The following is a 15,851-nucleotide window of genomic DNA, read 5'->3' on the forward strand; positions in this document are numbered from 1 at the left end:
GAGCCCTTCTGTTGGACGACCTCGATTCCATGCCCGCCCTGCTCCGTTTCGCCCCCAGTCCCAATGGCTATCTCCATCTCGGGCACGCCCTTTCGGCGCTGCTCACCTGGGACGCGGCGGCGACGCTTGGCGGCACGGCTCTGCTACGCATCGAAGACATCGACATCAACCGCTGTAAACCCGAATTTATCCGGGCCATATTCGAGGACCTCGCCTGGCTGGGCCTCGCCTGGCCCGAACCCGTCCTCCACCAGTCCGAACGTTTCCAGCTCTATGCCGACGCCGCCAATCGTCTGCGCGACATGGACCTGCTCTATCCCTGCTTCTGCTCCCGCGCCGATATCGCCGCCCAGTCCACCGGCAAAGATCCCGATGGCGCCCCGCTCTATCCCGGCACCTGCCGGCATCTGTCCAATGCCGAACGCATTGCCGGGCTGGAGCGCGGCGATCCGGTGCAGTTCCGTCTCGACATGACCAAGGCCACCGCCCGCACCGGCCTGCTGACCTATACAATCGTCGGACCCACTATTCTCGACCGGCCGCAGATCCGCTATGCCCGTCCGGAACGCTGGGGCGACGTGGTGCTGCAACGCAAGGATGTGCCCACCAGCTATCATCTCAGCGTCGTCGTCGACGACGCCGCGCAGGGCATCACCCATGTCACCCGCGGCAAGGACCTCGAAGCGGCCACCGATGTGCATGTTTTGCTGCAAATGCTGCTCGAAATGCCAACAATGCGTTACCACTTCCACCGATTGGTGAAAGACGACACTGGCGGGAAACTCTCCAAATCGAAAGGCTCGCCCAGCCTGCGCGACCTGCGCGCCCAGGGCTGGACCCCCGCCGACATCCGGCGCCGCATCGGCTTCTAGGCCTCCCCGCGCAGGGAATTGTTCACCTCGCGGCGAATTCATGCCATTTATGACGCAGTGGCAGCTGGCCCCATTGCCTATATCAATGGCGAACCCGCTGGACCCTCATCCGTTAGGCTCACATGCAAACCCTTCTCAATATCGCCATCGCCCTCGCGCTGCTCTTTGTCGTTATCGTGCTGGGCATGGGCCTGTGGAACATGCTCAAGGGCGGGTCGGGCAATACCAGCCAGCGCCTGATGCGCCTGCGTGTCATCGGTCAGGCCATTGCCCTGATTCTGCTCCTGGGCGCCCTGTTCTTCTTCGGCGGACAGGTCCGATAAGGGGCGGCGCGGAACATGGTCAAGCTCAACGCCATCTATACGCGAACCGGCGACAAAGGCACGACCGGCCTGGTGCGTGGTCCGCGCCGATCCAAGCATGATCTGCGCATCGAGGTCTATGGCACGGTCGAGGAAGCCAATGCCTTTATCGGCAATGCCCGGCTGGCCGCCGCGGACATGCCCCAGCTCGACCTGCTTCTGGGCCGCATCCAGAACGATCTCTTCGATGTCGGCTCCGATCTGGCGACGCCCGGCGCCGACGATCCCGATGCCCAATATCCCAGCCTGCGCATCCGCCCGATTCAGACCGAATGGCTTGAAAACCAGATCGACCGTTTCAATGCCGATCTCGAGCCGCTGAAAAGCTTCGTCCTGCCCGGGGGCACGCCCTTGTCGGTCGCCCTGCACCTAGCCCGCACCATAACCCGCCGCGCCGAACGGCTGGTTTCCGCATTGCTCGCGGCGGAGCCCGACACCAATCCTCAGACCATGATTTATCTCAATCGCCTGTCGGACCTGCTATTCGTGCTGGGTCGCGTGGCCAATGAAAATGGCGCCAAGGATGTCTTGTGGGTGCCGGGAAATTACGGCGACGTGAAAAAGGGCTGATCGCCCGAGCAAGGAGAGAGGCATTGTTCCTGCCCCTGCACGACGCCAATCCGATCCGCCACGTCCAATTCCCTTTCGTCAATTACGGCCTGATCGGCGTCACCATTCTGGCATTTCTCGTCCAGTCCGCGCTGCCGCCCGCCGCCTTCGAGCAGGCCACGATCAATTTCGGCATGATCCCCATCGTTGTGCGCGACCTCTATCCGCAGCCCGTGCCCTGGCTGCCCGACTGGGCGAACCTGGTCACCTATGCGTTCCTGCACACCGATTGGCTGCATCTGCTGACCAATATGCTGTTCCTGTGGGTCTTCGGCGACAATATCGAGGACGCATTGGGCCATGTGAAATATCTGTTCTTCTACCTGGCCTGCGCGGTGCTGGCGGCGCTGACCCATCTGCTGTTCAATCTCGATGGCAATGGCCCGCTGATCGGGGCTTCGGGCGCCGTCGCCGGGATCATGGGCGCCTATGTCCTGCTCTATCCCCATGCCCGGGTTTTCCTCCTGGCCCGTATCGTCTGGCTGATCCCCTTGCCGGTGCCGGCATTCTGGATGCTCGGCTTCTGGATCGCCAGCCAGTTCTTCTATGTCCTGGCGAGCAATGGCGAGGATGTGGCTTGGTGGGCCCATATCGGCGGCTTTCTCGCCGGCATGGCTCTGGTCGCGCCGCTGAAGCGCCGGGACCTGCCGCTCTTTGGCGGCCGCTGATTCTCCGTCTTTGCCGAAAAGCCAGTCCACCCCGGAAGGTTTTGTTTACGCCTTGTCCATAAGCTCGGCCCGGTATTGATCAGGAAGCCCGACCCTTGGACATCGATCTCTCCATGCAGATGCTCGCCGCGCGCCATGCCGCGACGAACAATGCCGTGCAGATCGCCGTCTTCAAGAAGGCGCATGAAATGCAGACCGAATTGCTCGAAACGCTCATGCAGACCGCCCTCAGCGCCCCGCCGCCCGGCCAGGGCCTCCGCATCGACAAACTGGCTTGATCCGGGGGTCGCATGACCAATCCCAGCGGTATCGGCCCCGCCGTCATGATCACCCGCATCGCCCAGGAGAACGGCGCATCGCTTGCCACGCAATTGGCCAAAGTGGCTGAATTGCGCATGCAAATGGCCATCGCCCAGGCCGAGCAGGCGGACAAGCTTTCCTCCGATGAACAGGCCCCGGCCAATCCCATCAACGGCGCCGAAGTCGATCTGCTGATCTAGGCTCCTGTGGGCCGGAATACACTCGAATCCGCTCCGTCCGAAGCCAGGCTGGCCCCCACGGAAGTTTTTGCCTTTGGCTCTGGCTTTCACTATGGTCCGCGCGGCTTTTCCTGCCCATCACAAGATCATCATGTCCGAACCAATTCGTCCCAAGCCGCAGCCTGGCATTCTCGATATAGCACCCTATCTGCCCGGCAAGTCCGGCCGACCCGGTAGCCAGGCCGTCAAGCTCTCCGCCAATGAATCGCCCCTGGGCGCCAGCCCCAAGGCGCTGGCGGCCATGATCGAGGCCTCCGCGCACCTGGAAATCTATCCGGAAGGATCTTCGCGGCTCCTGCGTGAGGCGCTGGGAGAGGTGCATGGCGTCGACCCCACCAGCATCGTTTGCGGCAATGGCTCGGACGATCTGCTGCATCTATTGGCGCAGGTCTATCTCGGGGACGGCGACGAGGCGGTGATGAACCGCTACGGCTTTTCCGTCTATCCGATCGTCACCAGGGCGGCCGGCGCCAAGATCGTATTGGTCGAGGAACGCGATTATCGAGCCGATGTCGATGCCTTGCTGGCGGCCGTGACCAAGCGCACCAAGGTGGTTTGGCTGGCCAATCCCAACAATCCCACCGGCACCTATCTCTCGGATGCCGAAGTACGGCGGCTGCATGCCGGGCTCCGCCCCGACATTCTCTTGGTCATCGACAGCGCCTATGCCGAATATGTGACGGCAGCCGATTATTCCGTCGGCCTCGACCTGGTTCGCGAACAGCAGAACGTCGTCATGGTCCGCACCTTTTCCAAGATGGGCCTGGCGGCAATCCGCATCGGCTGGCTGGTGGGCCCGGATCACGTGGTCGACGCATTGCACCGCATTCGCGGGCCCTTCAATGTCAATCTGCCGGCGCAGATGGCGGGCGCCGCGGCGGCGCGGGATGAGGAATTCACCCAGCGGCTCAGGGAGCACAATGCGCATTGGCGCGACTGGCTGACCGCCGAACTGTCGAGCAATCGGCTGCGCGTCATTCCCAGCCAGGCCAATTTCATCATGATCCTGTTCGACACGCCGGACATGGCGGCAAAGGCCTTCGAGACACTGGCCGATTCCGGCTATATCGTGCGCGAAATCGGCCCCTCCTACGGCATCGGCAATGGGTTGCGCATTTCCATCGGCACGGAAGAAGCGATGCGCATGGTGGCCAAAGTGCTCAAATCCATGGACAAGACGCAATGAGCGCACAATTTCGCAAGCTGGCGCTGATCGGCATTGGCCTGATCGGCGCTTCCATCGCCTTGGCGGCGCGGCGGCAGGGGCTGGTGGACGTCATCTCCATTGCCACCAGGCGACAGGAAACCCTCGATGAAGCGCGGGAACTGGGCCTGGGCGACATCTATACGCTCGATGCCGCCGAGGCAGTGCGCGGCGCCGATCTCGTTATCCTCTGCGCGCCCGTCGGCGCCTATGAACACCTGGCCAGAACCATTGCGCCGGCGCTGGAACCCGGCGCGATCCTCTCCGATGTCGGCTCGGTCAAGGCGCATGTGGTCAAGGTCGTCGGCCCGCATGTGCCCCCTGGTGTCAGCTTCATTCCCGGCCATCCCATTGCCGGCACCGAGCATTCGGGCCCTGCGGCCGGTTTTGCCGAACTTTTCGCCGGGCGCTGGTGCGTCCTGACGCCGGGATCCGATATATCCCAGGCCGATACCGACAGGCTGGTCGCCTTCTGGCAGGCCATGGGCTCGATGGTGGAATGCATGGATGCGAACCATCACGACATGGTCCTGGCCATTACCAGCCATATTCCGCACCTGGTCGCCTACAATATCGTGGGCACGGTGGCCGACCTCGAGGCCGATACCAAGTCCGAAGTCATCAAGTTCTCGGCCTCGGGCTTCCGTGACTTCACCCGCATCGCCGCCTCCGACCCGGTGATGTGGCGCGACGTATTCCTCACCAACCGCGATGCGGTGCTGGAAATGCTCGGACGCTTCCTTGAAGATCTTTCGGTATTGCAGCGGGCGGTGCGGACCGGCGATGGCCCGACGCTGGAATCGCTCTTTGCCCGCACCCGGGAAATTCGCCGCTCCGTCATCGATGCCGGCCAGGAAACCGCAGCGCCCGATTTCGGCCGGCCACATGACGTGCCGCCAGTGCCGGACATTCCCTTGGTGCGCGAACATGGCGGGGGCGACGACGCTTGACGTCGCTCCCGCCATTATGAGGCAATAGCCGCTAGAACAGCGACGGGATGGCAGCGACGGGAACCAGGCCCGACGACATGCCACCAGCGGCGAAATTGAGCTGGTTCTGATGCCGTGCATCTTCGCCGGCCACGCCCAGGACCAGGGTGCGCCACGGCTCGTCGATGAAGGGGCCGATACGCTCCGCGACCCCCAGAGAATCGATGCTGATCGAGCCGGTCGGATAGCCCTGGGCATCGAGGCCCAGTTCGCCATCGGCGCTGAGATCGGAGACGCCATCGCTGGCCCGAAGCCCGGCAAGGCGCAATCGGCCCCCGGCCTGTTGCCAGTCGGGCAGGAAAGGCCTTGCCCCCCAAGCGCGGATATCGTCACGCAGCCCGGTAATCTCCGTCTCGATTTCGGCATTGACGGCTGTGAGTTCGATAGCGGGAACTTCGACATCCGCAGCGCGGGCGAACAGCGCGAGAGCCGCTCGGCCCGCTGTGGCATCATGCATTTCCGGCATGTCGAGCAGGTGCATTTCGACATGCGGGGTCCGAGCGATGAGCGAGTTTCCGAACAGGGTGTCGCTCCAGGCAAGGTCATTGCCGACGATCGAGATTCTGGCGATGCGCCAGCTTTCCAGCCGCAGGCTGGCCTCGATCTCCGTCCAGGACATCTCTTGCTTGAGGCCGGTGAAGGCATCGGCGATGCGGGCCGGTCCGACAGCCGAGGCGAGGACATGGTTGGGCCTATAGACCATGACGCTGGCGCGGAAATGGGGAAGTTCGACCAGCACGTCGCCGGACAGGATTGCGGCGTCCGAACATTGGAGATCGAAGCGGAAGGGAAACCCGCCTATCGCCAGCTCCCGGCAGGTGAGCTGGGGCGCCGCTTCGCCATCGGCCAGGGCCAGGGCATCGACCTGCTGGCGGATTTGTCCCGCCGCGAAATACCAGCCCCCGGTCCAGGCCAGCACGACTACGAGCACTACAGCGCCCAGAATGATGATTCGCTTCTCCATGATCTCTTCTTACCGCTGCCGCTGCCCGCTCAGAAGCGGGTTTTCGCGATCGTCGTCCCTTCACCCCTGTCCTTGCCCATAAACCGGACCGGAATGACTTGCATCTCCCGCCGAATGAGGCAGGCTAGAAAGCGATTTGGGTTTAGCGATGACACGAATGGCGCAGACTGGCAGCGAAAATCATTGGGTCTTCGGCTATGGCTCGTTGATCTGGAATCCGGGCTTTTCCTTTGTCAGCGCCCAGCTTGGCCTGCTGCATGGCGCGCATCGCTCGCTCTCGATCATCTCCCACCATTATCGCGGCACCCCGGAGCAGCCGGGACTGGTCTTTGGCTTGACCCGGGGCGGGTCCTGCCGGGGCGTGGCTTTCGAAGTGGCGGCGGCGGACTGGGAGGAGGCGCTGGTCTATCTTCATGCGCGCGAACAGGTCACCTCGGTTTATCGCGACGTGATGCGGCCGGTCAGCCTCGTCGATGGACGGCGGGTGGCAGCCCTAGCCTATGTGGTGGACGAGACCCATGAGCAATTTGTCGGCATGCTCAGCCTGGAACAGCAGGTGGCCATGGTGCGCGCCGGCATCGGCATTGCCGGTCCCAACGTCGATTATGTGCTCAACACGGCCCGGCACCTGCAACAGCTCGGCATCCGCGACCGGACCCTGATGGCATTGGCCCGGGCGCTGGAAGCGGATGGTCAGGCGGCCTGAGCCGCACCCAGCGGCGCCGGCATCGCCGCCTCCAGATCCCAGATCGCCGCAAGCCGGTCCATGGGTGCGTCGAGCCGGAAGGCCCGGCTGGCGCCACGAAGCGCAAGGCGAAAGCGCGCCCGGCTGGCAGGATCGGTAACCAGATCGCCGGCCGAGCCGACCCAGAGCACCTGCCTGCCCTTGGCAAGCAGGTAGAGGGCGGTCTCGCGCATCACGAAGCTGGCGAGATTTTCGCTGGAAAGCAGGTAATGGCGGCCCGAGCGGCCCTGCCAATCCACCATTTCGGCCTGCCGCCCACCGGCTTCAAACGTCAGATCGCTGATCGCTGCCATTCCCGTTCCCCTGTACGCTCAGAAGAAGAACAAAAATAGAACAAACGACGTCCGGCGTCAAGCGCGCTTCGTTGCGACGCTGGCTACGCGCTCAGGAATTTCCCGGCATCTGGCGGTTTTGGCGCTCATGAAGCTGGTCGATCCGTGCAGCCAATTTCGCGTCGACCGGACGGTCCAGCCCCTGGTCCAATGCCTCGAGAGCGAGCCTGTCCGATTCGGCCTCGATGGTCTGCTTGAGTTTTTCGAGGAAGATTTCGGGCGCCAGGCCGGGCTCGATGGCGGGCAGGAACCGGGCCTTGGCCATGCCCGGCCAGATGATCGGGCTATTGCGGCCCCAATAGAGGCCCGAATTGAGCGCCACCGGCACGACGGGCACGTTGAGCGTGCTATAGAGGCGCACGATGCCTTGCCGGTAATCGGGCGGCGCCAGCGCCGCCCTGCGGGTGCCTTCGGGGTAGATGACGATGCGACAGCCTCTTTCGATGGCTTCGCGCGCCTGCCTGATCATTTCCGGGATGGCCTGCGCGCCCCTTTGCCGGTCGATCTCGATGCAATCGAGCGAACGCGCGGCCCAGCCGAAAAAAGGAATGCGCATCAGCTCCTTCTTGGCGATGAAGGCCGGGCGGCCGGTATGGGGAAAAGTGGCGAAGATATCCCAATCCGACTGGTGCTTGGAGGCGATGATGCAGCCACCGGGCGGGATATGCTCGGCGCCTTCGACCTGGGTGCCGACGCCGGTGAGAAAGCGCAGGATCAGCGGATTGGACCAGCACCAATAGCGGGCTATGGCCCAACCGAAGGGCGTACGGCCGAACAGCAGGCCGCTGATCCCCGCCAGAATGGCCAGGATAGCGGTCTGGCCGATGAAGACGACATAGAAGATCGCCGTGCGGACTGCCTGGATGACGCTCTTGATTGCCATGAAATTCCCCGGCTTTCGCGCCCCGTTATCCCCCCTCTTACCGGGCAGCGAAACGCTTGGCGAGGAAATTGCTCACGACGCCTCGCTGAGATAGCGGCGGACCGTGACCCGGGAGGTGACGGCGGTGAGAGCGGCGATCACCGGCACGACCAGGGCAATGCCGACCATGCCGTCCCATCCGAGCAGGAACTGGCCGAACAATACGCCCATCTGCGTATTGGCTTCGCTCGGCAATACGCTGCCGGCCGCCGCGCCGATCAGCGCGAAGAACAATAGAGCCAGCACGGCCCCGAGCAATCCGCCCTGCAGGCCGATGGACAGGAAACGTCCCTGGAATTCTCCGGCGATGAAGCGGTTGGAGGCGCCGATAAAGTGCAGGACATCGACGATTTCGCGATTGGAGGCCATGGCGCCGCGCGTGGCGAAGACGATGGCCAATACCGTGGCAACGCCGATCAGCCCCAGGACGAGGAGCCCTGAAAACACCATTGTTCCGGCCATGGTGTTGAGCTGCTGGCGCCAGGCCGCATGGGTATCGAGGCTGGCCCCTTCGATCGCCTGGAGATTGCGCTGCAATTGCTCGATATCGGCATCGACGGGATCGGCCAATTGCACCACGACCAGACGTGGAATGGCGATGACGGAGAGATCGAGGCCGGCGCCGAGCCAGGGTTCGAGCAGCGCCTGGCTCTCCTCAAGCGTGAGAGCCCTTGCCGCCGCTATGCCGGGTGTCGATTGCGCCAGCGACACCACGGTGCGCAGATTGCTTTCCATGACCTCGCCCTCGGCCGGGCGAATCTGGATGGTGAGCTCGCGGCCGACATCGGCAGACCAGGCAATGGCCGATTTCTGCACCAGCAGGACCCCGCCCAGGGTCACGGCAGACAGAAACGCCATGATGGTGATGAGCAGCAACAGGGTGCGCCCGGCCACGCTTTTCTCTGGAACGATGGGAGCGGCGCCCCCACGGCGGGAGAGCTGGGACAGCAATTGCCTAATCATGAATGGTCAACTCCCCCTTGTTGAGCACCATGCGGGGATAGGGGAAGCGGTCGAGCAAGGGCAATTCGTGCGTCGCCAGAATGATGGTCATGCCCAGCGTTCGGTTCAATTCGGCAAAGAGATGGACCAGCCGGCTGGACAGGTCGGGATCGACATTGCCGGTGGGTTCGTCCGCCAACAGCACTTTCGGCCGGGCGATCACCGCGCGGGCAATGGCGGCGCGCTGCTTTTCGCCGCCCGACAACAAGGTCGGCAGCGCATGCATGCGCTCCCCCAGCCCGACCCATTCGAGCAATTCGATGACATTGGGGCGGTATTCGCTTTCCGGCTGGCCCAATACCCGCAGCGGCAGAGCCACATTCTCGAACGTGGTCAGGTGACCGAGCAGACGGAATTCCTGAAAGACGATGCCGATATGCCGGCGCATCTGCAACAGCCGGTCCTGATCGAGATTGCCGACATCCTCGTCGAACATGGTGACGCGGCCGCGGCTGGGCTTCAGCGACAGTAGCAACAGGCGCAGCAGGCTGGTCTTGCCCGAGCCGGACGGGCCGGTGAGAAAATGAAATGAACCAGGCTCGATGGCGAAGGTCAGGTCTTTGAGAATTTCGGGGCCATTGCCATAGCGCAGGCCCACATCGGAAAATTCGATCAAAAAGTCTGCTCCCCATTTGGTCCGGCAGCGTTACGAGGGCGAATCAGCACCGGCGCATCATAGCAGCGGCGAGGCCCGCTGCGGCATCGGCAAGGCTTTGGACGGAGGAAAGCGGCACAATTTTGGTGGCGGCCCCGGTTTGAGGAGTTTTAACCCCCCGGCGCTAGGGTCGGCATCCAGCCCTTAAACGATCAAAGCCGTCTGATGATCATCACCTGCCCGCATTGTCAGACCAAGTATCAGGTGGCCTATGAGGCCATCGGATCGGCCGGCCGCAAGGTGCAATGCGCTCATTGCCATCAGGCCTGGGACCAGCGGCCTGGTTCTTTCAAGCGTCCGGCCCCGGCGGCGGGCCAGCCAGAGGCCGACAGATTGTTCACGTCCATGGCCGAGGATGCGCTGGACGAGGCCATGTTGAGCGAAGAGCAGGCCATGATCGCCGAGAAGACGAAATTCGCCCCGGCCGCTTCTCCGGCAGGCAAGGATGGCGCGCCCAGGGAACCTGTGGAAACCCCGTCTCTGCGCGCTCCCAATGCGGCGGAAGTGAAGAAGCGCCAGGCCGATTTTTCCAAGAGGCAGAGCGCGATGATTTCCCGCCTGCCATTGGCCCGGCTGCGCCGCGCGGCACGTATTGCCGGAATGGTCACTCTGGCCTCATTGGCGGTCACCGCCTATTTCGGTCGCGTGGATCTGGTCAGGCACTATCCCGATCTTGCCGGCCTCTATGACGCGGTGGGACTGGGCGTCAATGTGGTGGGGCTGGATTTTTCCAATCTGGAGACACTCAAGACCTTGTCCGGCGGCAATGACATATTGGTGGTTTCGGCGCAGATCGTGGGTCTGTCGCGCGAGCCGATAGGCGTGCCGCCGGTCGTGGTGAGCTTGCTCGATGGCGAGGGCAAGGCAGTCTATGAATGGAGCGTCACGCCGCGCGTACGCGACCTGATGGCCGGAGAGCGGGCGACCTTCGATACCCGTCTATCGCTGCCGCCCAGCGAAGCCGCGCGGGTGCGGCTCAGCTTTGCCCGCAGCAATGGCCCCCAGGCCGAGCGCAACGGGAGCGGCCGCACCGCGCCTCCCGTCCCAGAATGAGCACCGCGGGGATTTGGTCGAGCTTCACACAAAAAAGACCAACTGAATCCTCAAACTTTGTCGTCCCGTTTCCCATTTTCCGGAAACGCCCCAGGAGAGAGCCAATGGCCCGCATCCTTGTCGCCGAAGACGATCCTTCGGTCCGTGCCTTTGTCGTCAGCGCCCTCACCATGAAGGGCCACGAAGTCGTCTCCGAGGAAGATGGCGGCCTGGCGGCCGAAACCGCCGATGCGGAGGATGGGCAGTTCGATCTCCTGCTCTCCGACATCAAGATGCCGGTGATGGACGGCATTGCCCTGGCCCTGCATGTGGGGGCGCGCTATCCGGACCTGACCATCCTGCTGATGACCGGCTTCGCCGACCAGCGTGAGCGGGCCCATGGGCTCGACGCCTTGATCTATGACGTCATCGCCAAGCCCTTCACCCTGGCCGGTCTGCTGGCCAAGGTCGACGACGCGCTCAATGGCCGCCCCGTCGAGGTCGTGTCGCTCGGCCGGCAGGCGCTGCAATAGTTCAGAGCCAGTCCGGCACGCTGTCCAGCGCCAGCAATTCCGCGATGGACTTGCGCGGGCGAATGACGTGCCAGCGAGCGCCATCCACCAGCACTTCGGGGATCAGCGGCCGCGAATTATAGGTGGAGGCCATGACCGCGCCATAGGCGCCGGCGCTCATCACCGCCAATAGATCGCCTTCCTTGACGCCGGCAAGGGTGCGGTTCCGGGCGAGATAATCGCCGGTTTCGCAGACCGGGCCGACAATGTCGCCGGTGATCGGCGGCAGATTGCTCTGGTTGACCGGCTCGATATCGTGATGCGCCTCATAAAGCGTGGGGCGGAGCAGATCGTTCATCGCCGCATCGACGATGATGAAATCGGCGTCGCCCTGCTTCACATATTCGACCTTGGTGACGAGGATGCCGGCATTGCCAACCAGGAGGCGCCCCGGCTCGATCACCAGCGAGCACCCCAATTGCCCCACCTTGTCGCGCACCACCGCGGCATAGGCATCGGGATGCGGCGGCGCCTCCTGGTCGTGATGATAGGGAATGCCGAGGCCGCCGCCGACATCCACATGCTCGATATGGTGCCCGTCGGCCCGCAGGGCCGCGACCAGTTCCGCCATGAGGCCGAACGCATTGTCGAACGGTTCGAGATCGGTGATCTGGCTGCCGATATGCATGTCGACGCCGACCGCCTCGACATTGGGCAATTCGGCGATGCGCCGATAGACGGCGCGGGCGCGCTTATAGGGAATGCCGAACTTGTTCTCGGACTTGCCGGTCGAGATCTTGGCATGGCTGCGCGCATCGACATCGGGATTGATGCGCACCGACACGCGGGCCGTCACTCCCATATCCGCAGCGACCGCCGACAGGCGCTCCAGTTCGGGCTCGCTCTCGACATTGAAGCACTTGATGCCCGCTTCGAGGCCCCGGCGCATTTCGGCGACGGTCTTGGCGACGCCGGAGAACACGATCATGTCGGGGCTGATGCCGGCAGCCAGCGCGCGTTCGAGCTCGCCCAGCGAGACCACGTCCGCCCCGCAGCCCTCGGCCGCCATGAGCTTGAGCACCGCCTGATTGGAATTGGCCTTCATCGCATAGGCGACAAGCGTCGGGATGCCGTCAAATGCCTGTTTCACCACCCGGACATGGCGCCGCAATGTGGCGCTGGAATAGACGTAAAAGGGCGTGCCGACCTCGCGCGCAAGATCGTTGAGATTGACATCCTCGGCAAAAAGAATGCCGTCACGCTGTTCAAAGTGGTGGACCACGATATGCCTGCCCCAGTGGATGATTGCCCCAACCCTGCCACGCCGATCTGCCCCGAGGGATAGAATGGCGGGTGCGGCTGGTTGCCGAGACCTCTACGGCAGGTGCATCGAAAACGGAAGCAAGACTTGCCGATCGGTCGCGGACCGGGCGAAGCTAAGCGATCCCGCCGTCGCCATGGCCGCCAGGTTTCTTCGTCGTGAGCGGGCGCGGTTCATGCGCTTCCCCGGTCAGCTCGCTCTTCCAGCGGGCCGCCTGCACCAGCACATTGGCGGGCGCGGTGCCGCCATAGGACTTGCGCGCGGTGACCGAGGCCTCGACGGTCAGCACCTTGTGGATGCGGCTGTCGATGCGCTGATCGATGGATTTGAAGTCCTCGATATTGAGGCCTTCGAGCCCGCAATTCTTCTGCTCGGCCAGGGCGACGATCTGCCCGGTAATGTGATGGGCGTCGCGGAAGGGGATATCGAGCTCGCGCACCAGCCAGTCGGCGATGTCGGTGGCGGTCGAAAAGCCGGCCGAGGCCGAGGCATGCATTCTTTCGCGATTGGGCACCATGTCGGCAACCATGCCGGTCATGGCGGCCAGCGACAGCGACAGGGCGTCCAGCGCGTCGAAGGCGACTTCCTTGTCTTCCTGCATGTCCTTGGAATAGGCCAGCGGCAGGCCCTTCATCACCACGAGCAGCGAATTGAGTGCTCCGAGGATGCGGCCGATCTTGGCGCGAACCAGCTCCGCTGCATCCGGGTTGCGCTTTTGCGGCATGATGGACGAGCCGGTGGTGAACTTGTCCGACAGGCGGATGAAGCCGAACTGCGCGGAAGACCAGATCACCATTTCCTCGGCAAAGCGGGACAGGTGCATGGCGCAGATCGCGGCGGCGGCCAGCGTTTCCAGGATGAAATCGCGATCGGAAACTGCATCGAGCGAATTGGCCGTCGGCCGGTCGAAGCCGAGCGCCGCCGCGGTCATGTCGCGATCGATGGGATAGGGCGTGCCGGCAAGGGCAGCCGAGCCCAGCGGGTTCTCATTGAGCCGCTTTCTCGCATCGAGCAGGCGGCCGGCATCGCGGCCGAGCATTTCGACATAGGCCAAAAGATGGTGGCCGAACGTGACCGGCTGGGCATTTTGCAGATGAGTGAAGCCCGGCAGGATGGTCTCGGCCTCTTCCTCGGCCCGGGTGACCAGGCCCAATTGCAGGCTGCGGATCTGGGCCACCAGCATGTCGATGCCGTCGCGGACATAGAGCCGGAAATCGGTCGCCACCTGGTCGTTGCGGGACCGCGCCGTGTGCAGGCGTCCGGCGGCATCGCCGATCTTTTCGCGCAACCGGCTCTCGACATTCATATGGATGTCTTCGAGGGCACGCGAGAACGTGAAGCTGCCGCCCTCGATTTCGGCCAGCACCTCGTCTAGACCGGCAAGGATCGCATCACGGTCGCCTCGCGTCAAAATGCCCGTGGCCTCGAGCATTGCCGCATGGGCCTTCGATCCGGCAATATCCTGGCGGAACAGGCGCTGGTCGAAACCGATCGAGGCGTTGATTTCTTCCATGATGGCGTCGGGGCCGGAAGCGAACCGTCCACCCCACATCTTGTTGCTCATCTTTAGCCTTTCGGAGAACCCATGTCGGAGACCATTGCCCCCCCGCCGCAGAACCGGAAAAGCTGGCAGCTTCCTGTCTTGATAGGGGTGGCCGGTTTGGGCGTAGCTATAGCGGCGTGGTTCTATCTGGGCAATGCCGCCCAGGCGAACTCCTGCCCGGTGCAATCCATGCCGGCACAGGTGCTCGATGCCGCCGCAACCGGCGAATTGGCGGCGCTGAACGGCACCGGCGAGGGGCGCGGCTATGCCGATATGGCGTTCAAGGATGTCGCGGGCAAGGACCTGACCATTGCCGATTTCGGCGGCAAGGCATTGCTGGTCAATTTCTGGGCCAGCTGGTGCGTACCCTGCCGCGAGGAAATGCCGGCGCTCGACGAGATTGCCACCCAATATAATTCCGAGCGCTTCATGGTGCTGCCGATCAATCTCGATATCGGCGCGGGCGGCCTCGAAAAGGCGCAGGCTTTTCTCGATGAGGGCCAGTTCGACAATCTGCCGCTTTATGCCGACAACACCTTCGCCGCCTTCGAGCGGCTGAAGCGCGAAGCGGTGGCCGTGGGCCTGCCGGCCACGCTGCTGCTCGATCCCGAAGGGTGCGAATTGGCGGTCTTGCAAGGCCCCGCCGAGTGGCACAGCACGGACGGCAGGACGGTGGTGGAAGCCTTGATCGGCCTGCGCGGCTAGACCGTTTCACCGTTTTTCCTGAATCGGTAAAACGGTCGTAAGTCCTTGTTTTATTAAGTTTCCGAATCACAAAAGTGCTAGCCACTTTTGCTGGAAACACTCTCGGCCGTCCGCGCCGTTGCCGCCGACAGGCCCGGCACGCGGACAAAGCGTTCGGCGCGCTTGCGGCGCGGCACGGCCGGAAACGCTTCCTTGCGCGCCCGAACGCAGATGACCCCGCTCATCGCCGGGCCGAGCAACCGACCGAAGCGCTCGAAGAACCGCGTCGACCGCAGCGCCAGACCGGATTGGAGCGGTGGCATGAACAGCGCATCGCGCCACGCCACCGGCACGAAGCTGTGGTCGCGCAGCAGCTTTTCCAATTGTCCGCCGGAATAGGGATTGCCCTGGCCGAAGGGCGTGTTGTCACGCTGGGCCCAGATTCCCCGCCGCCGCGGCACCACGATGACGAGGTGCCCGTTGGGCGCCGTTATCCGCCAGAGCTCACGCATCAATTCCTCGGCATCCGCCACATGTTCCAGCGCATGTATGGCAATGGTGAGATCGACGGCCGCATCGGTGAGCGGCATTTCCAGCGGATCGCAGAGCACGGTGCGGGACGGGCCCTCGCGCGGCCAGGCCGAGGCGCCTTGGCGCGCCGGCATGAAGGCGAGAACCCGCTCGGCCCGGCCCAGCGAGAATCGCAGATAGGGCGTGGCAAAGCCCAGGCCGAGAACCCGCTTTCCCCTTATATCGCCCGCCAGGTCGATCACCTGATCGCGCACCAGCGCCCGCGACATATGCCCCAGCGGAGATTTGTAATAGTCGATGAGACGCCGGACATCGCTGGTCATGCGGCGAGCTTGCCAAAGCTGGATGAACTTGTCCAATCCCCG

At 63.4% G+C, this 15,851-nt stretch carries 20 protein-coding genes; 12 read left to right on the forward strand and 8 right to left on the reverse strand.

The window, feature by feature from the left end:
- Positions 1-29: 29 nt before the first annotated feature.
- From gluQRS to O9Z70_RS14490, 8 genes are all read left to right on the forward strand, one after another.
- Positions 30-872 (forward strand): tRNA glutamyl-Q(34) synthetase GluQRS, encoded by an 843-nt coding sequence (gene gluQRS, locus O9Z70_RS14455; protein ID WP_286022024.1) that lies wholly within the window; start codon positions 30-32, stop codon positions 870-872.
- A gap of 122 nt (positions 873-994) precedes the next feature.
- Positions 995-1,195, forward strand: coding sequence for a twin transmembrane helix small protein (locus tag O9Z70_RS14460; protein WP_286020139.1), 201 nt, complete (start codon positions 995-997; stop codon positions 1,193-1,195).
- Between the two features lie 15 nt (positions 1,196-1,210).
- Complete coding sequence (locus O9Z70_RS14465) at positions 1,211-1,804, forward strand: cob(I)yrinic acid a,c-diamide adenosyltransferase (protein ID WP_286020140.1); 594 nt, start codon at positions 1,211-1,213, stop codon at positions 1,802-1,804.
- A 23-nt stretch (positions 1,805-1,827) separates the two neighbouring features.
- Complete coding sequence (locus O9Z70_RS14470; protein WP_286020141.1) at positions 1,828-2,511, forward strand: rhomboid family intramembrane serine protease; 684 nt, start codon at positions 1,828-1,830, stop codon at positions 2,509-2,511.
- A 95-nt stretch (positions 2,512-2,606) separates the two neighbouring features.
- Positions 2,607-2,789, forward strand: a complete 183-nt coding sequence (locus tag O9Z70_RS14475; protein ID WP_286020142.1) for a putative motility protein — start codon at positions 2,607-2,609, stop codon at positions 2,787-2,789.
- A gap of 12 nt (positions 2,790-2,801) precedes the next feature.
- Positions 2,802-3,011, forward strand: a complete 210-nt coding sequence (locus O9Z70_RS14480) for a hypothetical protein (protein ID WP_286020143.1) — start codon at positions 2,802-2,804, stop codon at positions 3,009-3,011.
- 130 nt (positions 3,012-3,141) lie between these two features.
- Positions 3,142-4,236 (forward strand): histidinol-phosphate transaminase, encoded by a 1,095-nt coding sequence (gene hisC / locus O9Z70_RS14485; protein WP_286020144.1) that lies wholly within the window; start codon positions 3,142-3,144, stop codon positions 4,234-4,236.
- Positions 4,233-5,204, forward strand: coding sequence for a prephenate/arogenate dehydrogenase family protein (locus tag O9Z70_RS14490; protein ID WP_286020145.1), 972 nt, complete (start codon positions 4,233-4,235; stop codon positions 5,202-5,204). The genes hisC and O9Z70_RS14490 overlap by 4 nt, the downstream gene beginning before the upstream one ends.
- A gap of 31 nt (positions 5,205-5,235) precedes the next feature.
- Here the strand turns inward: O9Z70_RS14490 and O9Z70_RS14495 are convergent, their stop codons facing one another.
- The gene (locus O9Z70_RS14495; RefSeq protein ID WP_286020146.1) at positions 5,236-6,207 is read right to left on the reverse strand and encodes a DUF2125 domain-containing protein; all 972 of its coding nucleotides are present in this window, start codon (positions 6,205-6,207) and stop codon (positions 5,236-5,238) included.
- 157 nt (positions 6,208-6,364) lie between these two features.
- Between O9Z70_RS14495 and O9Z70_RS14500 the strand changes: the two genes are divergently transcribed.
- Positions 6,365-6,913, forward strand: coding sequence for a gamma-glutamylcyclotransferase (locus O9Z70_RS14500; RefSeq protein ID WP_286020147.1), 549 nt, complete (start codon positions 6,365-6,367; stop codon positions 6,911-6,913).
- On the opposite strand, the gene O9Z70_RS14505 is transcribed toward O9Z70_RS14500, so the two are convergent.
- The 4 genes from O9Z70_RS14505 to O9Z70_RS14520 form a co-directional block, all read right to left on the reverse strand.
- On the reverse strand, positions 6,901-7,245 hold the full coding sequence (locus tag O9Z70_RS14505; protein WP_286020148.1) for a hypothetical protein: 345 nt from the start codon (positions 7,243-7,245) through the stop codon (positions 6,901-6,903). The genes O9Z70_RS14500 and O9Z70_RS14505 overlap by 13 nt on opposite strands.
- Before the next feature lie 91 nt (positions 7,246-7,336).
- Positions 7,337-8,167 (reverse strand): lysophospholipid acyltransferase family protein, encoded by an 831-nt coding sequence (locus tag O9Z70_RS14510; RefSeq protein WP_286020149.1) that lies wholly within the window; start codon positions 8,165-8,167, stop codon positions 7,337-7,339.
- Positions 8,168-8,239: 72 nt separating this feature from the next.
- Positions 8,240-9,169, reverse strand: a complete 930-nt coding sequence (locus O9Z70_RS14515; protein WP_286020150.1) for a cell division protein FtsX — start codon at positions 9,167-9,169, stop codon at positions 8,240-8,242.
- Entirely contained in the window at positions 9,162-9,824 is a 663-nt protein-coding gene (locus O9Z70_RS14520; protein WP_286020151.1) for a cell division ATP-binding protein FtsE, read from the reverse strand. Before O9Z70_RS14520 ends, O9Z70_RS14515 begins: the two co-directional genes overlap by 8 nt.
- A gap of 204 nt (positions 9,825-10,028) precedes the next feature.
- Between O9Z70_RS14520 and O9Z70_RS14525 the strand changes: the two genes are divergently transcribed.
- Positions 10,029-10,916: a zinc-ribbon domain-containing protein gene (locus tag O9Z70_RS14525; protein WP_286020152.1), complete on the forward strand. Its 888-nt coding sequence runs from the start codon at positions 10,029-10,031 to the stop codon at positions 10,914-10,916.
- A gap of 104 nt (positions 10,917-11,020) precedes the next feature.
- A complete protein-coding gene (locus O9Z70_RS14530) occupies positions 11,021-11,428 on the forward strand; it encodes a response regulator (protein WP_286020153.1) in 408 nt (135 codons plus the stop codon).
- Between the two features lies 1 nt (position 11,429).
- Here the strand turns inward: O9Z70_RS14530 and lysA are convergent, their stop codons facing one another.
- A complete protein-coding gene (lysA, locus tag O9Z70_RS14535) occupies positions 11,430-12,689 on the reverse strand; it encodes a diaminopimelate decarboxylase (protein WP_286020154.1) in 1,260 nt (419 codons plus the stop codon).
- A 154-nt stretch (positions 12,690-12,843) separates the two neighbouring features.
- The gene (gene argH / locus O9Z70_RS14540) at positions 12,844-14,292 is read right to left on the reverse strand and encodes an argininosuccinate lyase (RefSeq protein WP_286020155.1); all 1,449 of its coding nucleotides are present in this window, start codon (positions 14,290-14,292) and stop codon (positions 12,844-12,846) included.
- A gap of 21 nt (positions 14,293-14,313) precedes the next feature.
- Here argH and O9Z70_RS14545 point away from each other — a divergent pair, with 21 nt between their 5' ends.
- Entirely contained in the window at positions 14,314-14,976 is a 663-nt protein-coding gene (locus O9Z70_RS14545) for a TlpA family protein disulfide reductase (protein ID WP_286020156.1), read from the forward strand.
- Positions 14,977-15,053: 77 nt separating this feature from the next.
- Here the strand turns inward: O9Z70_RS14545 and O9Z70_RS14550 are convergent, their stop codons facing one another.
- On the reverse strand, positions 15,054-15,809 hold the full coding sequence (locus O9Z70_RS14550; RefSeq protein WP_286020157.1) for a class I SAM-dependent methyltransferase: 756 nt from the start codon (positions 15,807-15,809) through the stop codon (positions 15,054-15,056).
- Positions 15,810-15,851 lie beyond the last annotated feature (42 nt).

Origin of the sequence: Devosia sp. YIM 151766, assembly GCF_030285925.1 — a bacterium.
Taxonomy (GTDB): Bacteria; Pseudomonadota; Alphaproteobacteria; order Rhizobiales; family Devosiaceae; genus Devosia.

What these genes read in the sequence shown, in the direction of transcription:
- gluQRS (WP_286022024.1), top strand. Translation starts at nt 30, where the DNA reads ATGCCCGCCCTGCTCCGTTTCGCCCCCAGTCCCAATGGCTATCTCCAT.
- O9Z70_RS14460 (WP_286020139.1), top strand. Translation starts at nt 995, where the DNA reads ATGCAAACCCTTCTCAATATCGCCATCGCCCTCGCGCTGCTCTTTGTC.
- O9Z70_RS14465 (WP_286020140.1), top strand. Translation starts at nt 1,211, where the DNA reads ATGGTCAAGCTCAACGCCATCTATACGCGAACCGGCGACAAAGGCACG.
- O9Z70_RS14480 (WP_286020143.1), top strand. Translation starts at nt 2,802, where the DNA reads ATGACCAATCCCAGCGGTATCGGCCCCGCCGTCATGATCACCCGCATC.
- hisC (WP_286020144.1), top strand. Translation starts at nt 3,142, where the DNA reads ATGTCCGAACCAATTCGTCCCAAGCCGCAGCCTGGCATTCTCGATATA.
- O9Z70_RS14490 (WP_286020145.1), top strand. Translation starts at nt 4,233, where the DNA reads ATGAGCGCACAATTTCGCAAGCTGGCGCTGATCGGCATTGGCCTGATC.
- O9Z70_RS14495 (WP_286020146.1), bottom strand. Translation starts at nt 6,207, where the DNA reads ATGGAGAAGCGAATCATCATTCTGGGCGCTGTAGTGCTCGTAGTCGTG.
- O9Z70_RS14500 (WP_286020147.1), top strand. Translation starts at nt 6,365, where the DNA reads ATGGCGCAGACTGGCAGCGAAAATCATTGGGTCTTCGGCTATGGCTCG.
- O9Z70_RS14505 (WP_286020148.1), bottom strand. Translation starts at nt 7,245, where the DNA reads ATGGCAGCGATCAGCGATCTGACGTTTGAAGCCGGTGGGCGGCAGGCC.
- O9Z70_RS14510 (WP_286020149.1), bottom strand. Translation starts at nt 8,167, where the DNA reads ATGGCAATCAAGAGCGTCATCCAGGCAGTCCGCACGGCGATCTTCTAT.
- O9Z70_RS14515 (WP_286020150.1), bottom strand. Translation starts at nt 9,169, where the DNA reads ATGATTAGGCAATTGCTGTCCCAGCTCTCCCGCCGTGGGGGCGCCGCT.
- O9Z70_RS14525 (WP_286020152.1), top strand. Translation starts at nt 10,029, where the DNA reads ATGATCATCACCTGCCCGCATTGTCAGACCAAGTATCAGGTGGCCTAT.
- O9Z70_RS14530 (WP_286020153.1), top strand. Translation starts at nt 11,021, where the DNA reads ATGGCCCGCATCCTTGTCGCCGAAGACGATCCTTCGGTCCGTGCCTTT.
- argH (WP_286020155.1), bottom strand. Translation starts at nt 14,292, where the DNA reads ATGAGCAACAAGATGTGGGGTGGACGGTTCGCTTCCGGCCCCGACGCC.
- O9Z70_RS14545 (WP_286020156.1), top strand. Translation starts at nt 14,314, where the DNA reads ATGTCGGAGACCATTGCCCCCCCGCCGCAGAACCGGAAAAGCTGGCAG.
- O9Z70_RS14550 (WP_286020157.1), bottom strand. Translation starts at nt 15,809, where the DNA reads ATGACCAGCGATGTCCGGCGTCTCATCGACTATTACAAATCTCCGCTG.